Source organism: Eubacterium sp. AF15-50 (genome assembly GCF_934835595.1).
Taxonomy (GTDB): domain Bacteria; phylum Bacillota; class Clostridia; order Lachnospirales; family Lachnospiraceae; genus Eubacterium_G; species Eubacterium_G segne.
This window is the reverse complement of the sequence record NZ_CAKVZL010000076.1, coordinates 1-10,376: the sequence shown is the minus strand read 5'-3', so window position 1 is coordinate 10,376 and position 10,376 is coordinate 1. Positions and strand designations below refer to the sequence as shown.

The following is a 10,376-nucleotide window of genomic DNA, read 5'->3' as shown; positions in this document are numbered from 1 at the left end:
ATGACATGGTGAAGGATGCAAGAATGAGTGGAGAAGCAAGAGGAGAAGCAAGAGGAGAAGCTGAACGGAAAATAATGCAGAAAGAGCTGGACGAAAAGCAGAACCGATTAGACAAATATGAAAAAGAAATAGAGGAATTAAAGAAGCAGCTTGCCGAGAGGCAAACGGCTTAAAAAGAGTATTTCACATAGTAGGATAGTTAATAAAATCATGTTATAATTACTATATTAAAATATATAAAAGGATTGAAAGCATGACATTACAACAGTTGAAATATGTATTAATGGTAGCGGAAACGGGGACCATTACAGAGGCAGCAAATAACTTATATATTTCCCAACCAAGCCTGACTAACGCAATACATGAGTTGGAAAAGGAAATGAATATTGTTATATTTAACAGGACAAATAAAGGAATAACTCTTTCTAAGGAGGGAGAAGATTTTTTAGGATATGCGAGACAGGTATTAGAGCAGGCGGCAATTCTAGAGGATAAATATAAAGGTAGCAATGGAGGAAAAAAACAGTTTTGCATTTCTACACAACATTATTCCTTTGCCGTAAATGCATTTGTTGATTTGATTAAGAAATATGGTCAGGATGAGTATGATTTTAGCATTAGGGAAACACAGACATATGAGATTATTGAAGACGTTGCACATATGAGAAGTGAGATAGGAATAATATTTCTTAATGATTTTAATGAAGTAGTAATAAATAAGATTCTTAAAAGTCATGATTTGGAATTTCACCAGCTCTTTGTTGCAAAACCACATGTGTTTATAAGTAGAAAACACCCACTTGCAAAAAACACGGTTATAACCAATGAAGAATTAGAAGAGTATCCGTACATGTCCTTTGAGCAGGGGGAACATAATTCATTTTATTTCTCAGAAGAAATTTTTTCGGATTATGAGAGAAAGAAGAATATTCGTGTAAGGGACAGAGCAACTTTATTTAATCTGTTAATTGGACTAAACGGTTATACGGTATGTAGTGGTGTTATTGATAAAAAATTAAATGGAAAAGATATTATTGCCGTTCCATTAGCTGATGAAAAAGATATGCGAATAGGATATATTACCCATAAAAAGGGCACGGTTACAAGGTTAGGAAATACATATTTAGAGGCATTAAAAAAATATTTAGGCTAAATAGGTTGTCTATAGTTTAAAACTATGGACAACTTATTTTTTGTGTATTTTACAGTGAAAAGCTCATTAAATATAATAAAGTCAGCTATTAAGGTTGTTTATAAAAAAGAAAAAGTTACTTTTAGAAATGGAGGATTAAAATAATGAGCAATTTACAGACACCATTTAGATATGATTTTGTGGGAAGTTTTTTAAGACCACAGGCACTCAAAGATGCAAAAGTGGCATATCAGAATGGAAAAATCACAAAGGAAGAATTAGATAAAATTGCAAACGAAGAAATTACAAAGATCGTGGCAAAGCAGAAGGAATTGGGATTTCATGCCATTACAGACGGAGAGTTCAGAAGAACTTTTTGGCATTTAGATTTTATGTGGGGATTTGAAGGTGTTGAACACAAAAACACAGGAAATGGTGTTAAGTTCAATGATGAGTTAGCAGTTCTTGATGATACTTATCTTGTAGGTAAAATCAAGGCAAAGCCACATCCGTTTGTGGAATACTTCAAATTTTTAAAGCAGTTTGAGGATGAAAATACGGTAGCCAAATATACAATTCCGGCACCGGCACAGACTTTCCAGCAGATGATTGTACCGGCAAATTACGAAACTACAAGAAAATATTACAGCACTAATGAAGAATTAATTCACGATATTGGAGTTGCTTATCAGGATGTTATAAAACAATTTTATGATGCAGGCTGCCGCAATCTTCAGTTGGATGATTGTACATGGGGAGCAATTGTAGGTGATGCGGCAGAGCAGAGATATAAGGAACTAAATATTGATTTAGAGGATGTAAAGAAGGAACTTCTTGCAGTAAACAATCTGGCATTAGAAGGAAAACCGGATGATATGGTTATTACCTCACATATATGCAGAGGAAATTATCATTCAACATTCTTTACAAGCGGACCATATGATTCAGTCGCAGACTATGTGTTCGCAAAAGAAAATGTGGATGCATTGCTTTTAGAATATGATGATGAAAGATCAGGTGGATTTGAGCCTTTGGCAAAAGTTTCACAGGACAAAAAAGTTGTTCTGGGACTTATTACCACAAAATCTCCGGCATTAGAGGATAAAGAAGAAGTTATAGCCAGAATATATGAAGCAGCAAAATATATTCCTCTCGACAGATTATGCTTAAGCCCGCAGTGTGGATTTGCGTCCTGTGAAATAGGTAATAAAATTACTGAAGAACAGCAGTGGGCAAAGTTGAAGTTAGTAAAAGAAATTGCCCGGGAAGTTTGGGGAGAATAAATTAATATATAAATTAGGATAAAAAATAAGCAGTAAAACTGTGTCAGTAAAACACATAGAAAATTGACAATTAATCTTATTTATAGTATTCTATGGCACAGGGAATGAAGTTCTCCCTTGGGAAACCAAAACTGCTTATTATGCTGATGACTTCTACGATTATTACAGTCGCAGAAGTGTCAGCTTTTTTTTATGTAAAAGATTTAGGGTATTACAGGGAGAGTAAATGCATCGGCGACAAAAATCACACACTAAAAGGAGGATATTTATATGTTAACATCATTAGCTCTTATTTTTATTGTGGGGCTTGCCATGGGGGCAATTTGCAGGCAGCTGAAATTACCGAGAATAATAGGAATGCTTATTACAGGAATCGTATTGGGGCCATACGTTTTAAATCTTCTCGATTCCTCTATATTGGGGATTTCAGCGGACTTGAGAAAAATGGCGTTAATAATTATTTTGTTAAAGGCAGGATTATCCCTTGACCTTAACGATTTAAAAAAAGCAGGGCGACCGGCAATCCTGCTGTCTTTTGTTCCGGCGTCCTGTGAAATAATAGGATATGTACTTTTAGCTCCCGTAATATTAAAAATCAGCCATATAGAGGCAGCGGTCATGGGTGCTGTTCTGGCGGCAGTTTCACCGGCAGTTGTAGTGCCACGAATGGTAAATCTTATGGGAAAAAATATGGAACTAAAAAGGCAATACCGCAGATGATTATGGCAGGAGCCTCCTGCGATGATATCTTTGTTATTGTTTTATTTACTACATTCTTAAGTGTTGCACAGGGCGGGAAAGCAAATGTTATGGACTTTATATCAATACCTGTTTCCATTGTTTTAGGCATATTACTGGGGGCAGTTGTGGGATATGGTCTGTATATGTTTTTTGAAACATCATATGCCCATAAGCACTGTGTAAGAAATAGTACAAAAGTAATAATTGTTTTGGGATTTTCATTTCTTTTAGTTGCAGTGGAAGACTGGCTTAAGGGAACAGTGGCAGTATCGGGATTACTTGCGGTAGTCAGTATGGCATGCGTAATAAAGATGAAAAGCACAGCCTTTGTTTCAAAAAGGCTTTCGGAAAAATTTGGAAAGTTGTGGATAGCGGCGGAAGTGATTCTTTTTGTTTTAGTTGGTGCGGCAATAGATATAAGATACACTCTTAGTGCGGGAATAGCAGCAGTGTTTATGATTTTACTGGCATTATTATTCAGGTCAGTGGGAGTTTTAATTTGCACTGCCAAAACAAATCTGTGTCTGAAAGAAAGATTGTTTTGCGTTATTGCCTATCTTCCAAAAGCGACAGTTCAGGCAGCCATTGGCTCAGTGCCTCTTGCATCAGGGCTGGCATGTGGCAAAATTGTTTTATCGGTTGCAGTTCTTGGAATTATTATAACAGCACCTCTTGGAGCCTTGGGAATAGACAGCACCTATAAAAGATTTTTGGAAAAAGAAAATATATAAATCAGGGTGGGTTTTGCGTTTAATAATGAAATAACATATAATGTAAAGAAAATAGGAGAACAAAATGGAAAGAGATTTAACAACAGGAAGTGTATTAAAAAATATTGTATATTTTTCATTGCCATATTTATTGTCATATTTTTAACAGACATTGTACGGAATGGCAGATTTGTTTTATTAGCTACTGTTAAGCCCATTGTGGGTTTAACGTCCACTCCTGAGAAGGCAGTTTCTGAAACTGTAGCTTATTTAACCATATGTTTTATTGGGATTCCTTTTATTACTGATTATAATATAATAAGTTCAATATTTCGCGGGTTAGGTGACTCAAAGAGTCCAATGTATTTTATTGCAGTGGCATGCATGGCAAATATTGTTTTAGATTATATTTTTATTGGTGGAATGAATTTAGGGGCTGCAGCAGCGGTAGGTATCGTTGAAAAATTCATAGGTATGGTATTCTTAGTACCATCTACCATGTTGTTTACAGTTTCGGCATTATCAGCTCAAAACATAGGTGCCGGAAAGCATAATAGGGCAACAGTTACTCTTCGTTACGGAATTTTTATCCTCACTATTGTATTTTTTTATATCCAGTGTATACTATAAAGAGATTAAGAAAAACTAATAGTATACACCTCGAAATAATATCAAAGGAAAGCATAAGCTTTGCTGGGGTGATAAAGCAGTGACCATAGCTACAGTTCTTATAGAACTTATTGTAACATCTGGGACCATGACTATAAAGTAACTTATTAACTATGTGGGTAAAAATGGATGCCCAACAATTCATCCAACACCTGCATCATAAAAAAATAAGTCTATAGCCTCTTTGAATGAGGTCTATAAAATTATTATACGAGGGGTGTTATATGGGAAATAAGGATATAGCAACCAAAAAGTACATGTCAGATAACGTGAGATTTGCAGATGTGTTTAATTATGCCATATATGGGGGAAGGCAGATTATAAAACATGACATGTTAAAGGAAATCAGTGCAGAAGAACTGTTATTAATGGAAGGGGATAAGGAGAAACTGAGCGTAAAAGAATGCAGGTGCAGCACTTTACAGAAGCTTTGGGAAAACCAGCACCACTATGTATATATCAATTGTAGCAAATATAGTAAATGTAGCGGGAAACTGTATTGGTTTATTTTTGCCATTACCCCTGTTATAATGAATTTTTACGCATTAGAAGATAAAGTAATTTAAATTTTTTGAAAGGAGCAATTAAATGAAAAAATTAGTTACAATTATTATGGCAGTTGTGCTTATGATTTCTTTAGCAGCCTGTGGAGAAACAAAGAAACCAACAGAGGAAATCTCAGACAGTACGGAGGTTACAACAGAAAATTCTACAACTGAGAAAAGTGAAACTGAAGGTAATACAACCGTCGAAAATGGAAAAAATATCTCAGTATTGTTTTTTTCAGTAACAGGAACTACCCGAAATGTTGCACAAAAAATTGCCGGAACATTGGGAACAGATACCATGGGAATCATTCCAAAGGAGGAATATACTTCTGATGATATAGATTACAGCAATGATGATTGTCGTGCAAATAAGGAAATGAAGGATGAGTCCTCCAGACCGGAAATTAAAAATGACTTAAGCAAAGTAGAAAATAGTGATACTATTTATATAGGATACCCTATATGGTGGGGAACGGCACCGAGAATAATACAGACGTTTTTTGAAAGCTACGATTTAAAGGGAAAGACAGTGTATTTATTCTGTACTTCCAGTGGCAGTGGAATTGAACAAAGTGTAAGTGATTTGCAAAAATTATATCCCGATGTAAACATTGCCGCAGGAACGCGTGTTGATGGAAATGTCACAGATGAGGAAGTAAATAACTGGACTAATGGGGTAAAATAAAGTTAAATTACCGGGAGGCAATTACATTATGGATTTGAGAGTATTAAGATATTTTTTAATGGTGGCAAAAGAGCAAAGTTTTACCAAAGCGGCTAAGCAGCTTAATATAACACAACCTACCCTTTCAAGACAGCTGGCGGCTTTAGAAGAGGAACTTGGGGTAAAGCTGTTTAACAGAGGTGGTCACAGCATTACCCTGACTAATGAAGGTTTGCTGCTAAAGCGCAGGGCATTGGAACTGGTAGATTTGGAAGACAAAATTGTCAGTGAATTTAAGGGCAACAGGGAGTCTGTAGAAGGGAAAATTACCATAGGCTGTGGCGAATTTATAGCTGTGGAAACCTTGGCAAAAATATGCAAAAAATATAAGGAAAAATACCCTTTAGTTCAGTTTGCCATACATACAGGAACCGCTGACAACATTTCAGAAATGATGAATAAAGGGCTTGTGGATATAGGATTGTTTCTTGAGCCCGTTAGCACTGAAGGAATGGATTATATTAGAATGCAGGGATGTGACCACTGGGTAGTAAGCATGAGAGTGGATGATCCATTGGCAAAAAAAGAAGTTATTACAAAAAAAGATTTGTTAAAGCTTCCACTGATATTGCCGGAAAGAACAAATATACAAAGTGAATTGGCAAATTGGTTCGGAAAGGATTTTAGCAGACTGAATATTGCTTTTACCAGTAATTTAGGGACAAATGCAGGAGTTATGGCTATAAACGGATTAGGATATCCTATTTCCATTGAAGGTGCCATGCGATATTGGAGGAGAGATTTGGTGGTACAAAAAACATTATCACCGGAGATTCTGGCAAGCACTGTAATAGCATGGAGGAGAAATATACCGTATTCACCGGCAGTAAGTAAATTTATAGAGGAAATAAATGCCTACAAGGCATAAAAAGACATACAATATGGGTATTAGACATAACGACAAAATAAAGTATATAATAAATGGGTAGGATAAATTAATTTGTCTTATCCATTTTGTGTAATACAAAAACATAAGGAGGTATTAGTTATGGCAAAGAAGTTAGTAGCATATTTTAGTGCAAGTGGAGTAACAAAAAAAGTAGCTGAAATAGTATCAGAGGCAGATAACAGTGATTTATATGAAATCACACCAAAGGTACCATATACAAAGTCAGACCTTAACTGGATGGATAAAAAATCAAGAAGCAGTGTAGAAATGAGTGACAAAAAAATCAGACCTGAAATAGCAGGAGATGAAATAAATCCTCAGGATTATGACGAAATTCTTATAGGATTTCCGGTTTGGTGGTATGTTGCACCAACAATTATTAATACATTTTTAGAAAAATATGATTTTTCAGGTAAAAAGATAATCTTATTTGCCACATCAGGAGGAAGCGGATTCGGAAACACCGTAAAAGAATTACAGCCGTCAGCACCTGATGCAATAATTACAGAAGGTAAAGTTTTAAATGGCATGTCCAAACAGGAAATAATAAATTGGGCAAAGAGTATATAGAGGAGGAAACAAAATGAACGAAGTTCATTTTTTATAAATGTTTCCGACGAACTGCCGCCGACCAAGGGGAGGGGGCGCAACAATATGGAGGAAACATTTATAGGAGGAAATTGTTATGGCAAAAATAACACAGACAGCAGGAAGAAATGCATTAGGAGAATTTGCTCCTGAATTTGCACATTTTAATGATGATGTTCTTTTTGGAGAAAATTGGAACAATCAGGATATAGACGTAAAAACAAGAAGTATTATAACAGTTGTGGCACTTATGGCATCAGGAATTACAGATTCATCTCTTAAATTCCATTTGGAAAATGCCAAGGCCCATGGAGTTACCCAGAAGGAAATTGCTGCAATTATTACCCATGTGGCTTTTTATGCAGGCTGGCCAAAGGGATGGGCAGTTTTTAACCTTGCAAAAGAGGTGTGGAATGTAAATGAAGGGGATTTGCCTTACGAAGATGAGGCAATGAGAGCTCACGCAAAAGAAATGGTATTTCCAATTGGGGCACCAAATGATGCCTTTGCCAAGTATTTTGTAGGAAAGAGTTATCTTGCACCGGTATCAACCAATCAGGTGGGAATTTTCAATGTAACATTTGAGCCGGGTTGCCGTAACAACTGGCATATTCATCATGGAAAGAATGGTGGAGGACAGATTCTTGTGTGTGTAGCCGGACGTGGATACTACCAGGAGGAAGGAAAAGAAGCCATTGAAATGAAACCGGGAGATTGTATAAATATTCCTCCGGAGGTAAAGCATTGGCATGGAGCCGCACCTGACAGCTGGTTTAGCCATTTAGCAGTTGAAGTTCCGGGAGAAGAAACATCAAATGAATGGTGCGAGGCTGTGTCAGACGAAGAATACGGAAAATTGAAATAGGAATAATATATGACGAGTTGCCGCTGACCGGAGGGAGTGGGCGCAACATATTATGTTAGGAGGAAATAAATGTATACCAAAACAATTACATTGAATAATGGCATAAAAATACCACAGTTAGGACTGGGAACGTGGTTTATAGATGATGACAAAGTGGCAGAGGCAGTAAAGGCAGCAGTAGATTTGGGATACAGACATATCGATACTGCACAGGCTTACGGAAATGAACGTGGAGTTGGTGAAGGTGTCAGAAACTGCAAAATTCCAAGGGAAGAATTATTTGTTGTATCAAAGGTTGCTGCAGAACACAAAACTTACGAGTCAGCTGCTAAAAGTATTGATGAGACTTTGGAGAAGATGGGACTTGATTATCTTGACATGATGATTATTCATAGTCCACAGCCGTGGGTAGAGGTAAATCAGTCTGAAAACAGATATGTAGAGGGTAACAGAGAAGCCTGGAGAGCTCTTGAAGATGCATACAAGGCAGGAAAATTAAAGGCTATTGGCGTATCAAATTTTCAGATTGAAGATATTGAAAGTCTTTTGGAAGTGGCAGAAATTAAACCTATGGTAAACCAGATTCTTTGCCATATCAGCAATACACCGGAGGAACTTATAGAGTTCTGCAAGAAGAAGGATATTGCCGTGGAGGCATATTCACCAATTGCCCATGGCGAGATATTAAATCAGCCGGAAATCAAACACATGGCAGATAAGTATGGCGTTTCTGTTGCACAGTTGTGTATCAGATATACATTACAGCTGGGAACCATATCACTTCCTAAAACCGGAAATCCGGAGCATATGAAAACTAATGGAGATGTAGATTTTGAAATTAGTAGGGAAGATATGGAGATTCTAGAGAATTTTAAAAAAATTGAAAGCTATGGAGCAAGCAGCGGTTTCCCTGTGTACGGTGGAAGGTTGTAGCTTGTAGTTTTATAGGTGGAATGAATTTAATCAAGGCGGATTGTTGCGGACAAATATTCGTGACAATCCGCCTTGGTTGTTTACATATGTCTTTTTAAAATAACAAAGCTATATACAAATTACTATTACGTTTATTAATTATCTGAATATCATGTCCCTGCATAATCATAAAAACGCAATCGTCAACAACTTGTTGACAATTCTAAAATGCTGATATATAATCCTTATTAAGAATAAATCCTAATAAGGAGGACGAATGACAAACAGAAGGAACACCATACAGAAAGATCTGGTACGAAATGCTGTATACGAGATGAAAAGACATGTTACAGCAAATGAAGTGTATGATTTTATTAAAGAAGCATATCCTACAATTGGAAAAGGAACTGTATATAGAAATCTTGATATATTGGTAGAAGAAGGTGCTTTAAGAAAGGTTGAAGTCCCGGATGGACCGAACCGGTTCGATTTTACGTTGAAAAATCACTATCATGTCAGATGCGTAAAGTGCGGTGAGGTTTCAGATGTGGATATGGATGAAATATTGGACTTGATGGAGAGAATTCATAACACTCATGGAACTAAATTTTTGGATTATGATATTTCATTTAAAGGTATTTGCTCAAAATGCAGGGAGAAGGTAAAGGAGGAAAAATATGGATAGGAAAGCAATGTATAAGTTGAGTTATGGATTGTTTGTACTGACCGCTAAGGAAGACGAAAAAGATAATGGTTGTATCATTAATACTGCTATTCAGGCAGCTTCAGAACCAAACCAGTTAAGTATCTGCGTTAACAAAGCAAATTACACTCATGATATGATTCAAAGAACCGGAAAATTCACAGTATCGGTCCTGAGTCAGAATGCACAGTTTGAATTGTTCAAACATTTTGGCTTTCAATCAGGAAGGAATGTTAATAAGTTTGAAGCATTTGAAAAGTGTGCCAGAGGTTCAAACGGTATTTACTATGTTACAGAAGGTACAAATGCATACATTTCTGTAACAGTTAATAAAACAGAGGATTTAGGTTCCCATACAATGTTTATGGGTGAGATAACTGATATGGAAGTTTTAAGTAATGTTCCTTCAGTAACATATGATTATTACCAGAATAATATTAAGCCTAAGCCAGAGAAAGTTGGAAAGACGGAGGATGGTCAGACAATATTGCGTTGCAGAATTTGCGGATACGAATATGTAGGCGAAGAATTACCGGATGACTTTATATGTCCTTTGTGCAAGCACCCGGCATCAGATTTTGAAAAAGTAGTAAAGAAAACGGAGGTAAAAGA

The 10,376-nt window shown here is 36.3% G+C and carries 13 protein-coding genes and 1 riboswitch; all 13 genes read left to right on the top strand.

All coding sequences use genetic code 11. The features are described 5' to 3' along the window. Positions 1 to 253 precede the first annotated feature (253 nt). Complete coding sequence (locus Q5O73_RS08465) at positions 254 to 1,153, top strand: LysR family transcriptional regulator (RefSeq protein WP_118589214.1); 900 nt, start codon at positions 254 to 256, stop codon at positions 1,151 to 1,153. 143 nt (positions 1,154 to 1,296) lie between these two features. Further along, positions 1,297 to 2,415, top strand: coding sequence for a 5-methyltetrahydropteroyltriglutamate--homocysteine S-methyltransferase (locus Q5O73_RS08460; protein ID WP_118589215.1), 1,119 nt, complete (start codon positions 1,297 to 1,299; stop codon positions 2,413 to 2,415). Positions 2,416 to 2,506: 91 nt separating this feature from the next. After that, positions 2,507 to 2,578: riboswitch (Fluoride riboswitch) on the top strand. Positions 2,579 to 2,685: 107 nt separating this feature from the next. Next, on the top strand, positions 2,686 to 3,135 hold the full coding sequence (locus tag Q5O73_RS10670; RefSeq protein ID WP_368076755.1) for a cation:proton antiporter: 450 nt from the start codon (positions 2,686 to 2,688) through the stop codon (positions 3,133 to 3,135). Then, positions 3,132 to 3,887 carry a cation:proton antiporter gene (locus Q5O73_RS10665; protein ID WP_368076754.1) on the top strand — a complete coding sequence of 252 codons (756 nt, stop codon included), beginning with the start codon at positions 3,132 to 3,134 and terminating at the stop codon, positions 3,885 to 3,887. Before Q5O73_RS10670 ends, Q5O73_RS10665 begins: the two co-directional genes overlap by 4 nt. A 6-nt stretch (positions 3,888 to 3,893) precedes the next feature. Next, a complete protein-coding gene (locus Q5O73_RS08450; protein WP_366459228.1) occupies positions 3,894 to 4,496 on the top strand; it encodes an MATE family efflux transporter in 603 nt (200 codons plus the stop codon). 263 nt (positions 4,497 to 4,759) lie between these two features. Further along, positions 4,760 to 5,101, top strand: a complete 342-nt coding sequence (locus Q5O73_RS08445; RefSeq protein WP_147365656.1) for a hypothetical protein — start codon at positions 4,760 to 4,762, stop codon at positions 5,099 to 5,101. A gap of 22 nt (positions 5,102 to 5,123) precedes the next feature. Further along, on the top strand, positions 5,124 to 5,768 hold the full coding sequence (locus Q5O73_RS08440) for a flavodoxin (protein ID WP_302669461.1): 645 nt from the start codon (positions 5,124 to 5,126) through the stop codon (positions 5,766 to 5,768). Positions 5,769 to 5,796: 28 nt separating this feature from the next. Next, the gene (locus Q5O73_RS08435; RefSeq protein ID WP_186839910.1) at positions 5,797 to 6,675 is read left to right on the top strand and encodes a LysR family transcriptional regulator; all 879 of its coding nucleotides are present in this window, start codon (positions 5,797 to 5,799) and stop codon (positions 6,673 to 6,675) included. A 120-nt stretch (positions 6,676 to 6,795) separates the two neighbouring features. Next, positions 6,796 to 7,266, top strand: coding sequence for a flavodoxin (locus tag Q5O73_RS08430; RefSeq protein WP_186839909.1), 471 nt, complete (start codon positions 6,796 to 6,798; stop codon positions 7,264 to 7,266). Positions 7,267 to 7,381: 115 nt separating this feature from the next. Beyond that, on the top strand, positions 7,382 to 8,149 hold the full coding sequence (locus Q5O73_RS08425; protein ID WP_186839908.1) for a carboxymuconolactone decarboxylase family protein: 768 nt from the start codon (positions 7,382 to 7,384) through the stop codon (positions 8,147 to 8,149). A gap of 69 nt (positions 8,150 to 8,218) precedes the next feature. Continuing rightward, complete coding sequence (locus Q5O73_RS08420; protein WP_186839907.1) at positions 8,219 to 9,082, top strand: aldo/keto reductase; 864 nt, start codon at positions 8,219 to 8,221, stop codon at positions 9,080 to 9,082. 256 nt (positions 9,083 to 9,338) lie between these two features. After that, complete coding sequence (locus Q5O73_RS08415; RefSeq protein ID WP_021951728.1) at positions 9,339 to 9,746, top strand: Fur family transcriptional regulator; 408 nt, start codon at positions 9,339 to 9,341, stop codon at positions 9,744 to 9,746. After that, positions 9,739 to 10,376 (top strand): flavin reductase (locus Q5O73_RS08410; protein WP_302669460.1); only part of this gene is annotated, 638 nt, incomplete at its 3' end. The genes Q5O73_RS08415 and Q5O73_RS08410, both read left to right, overlap by 8 nt.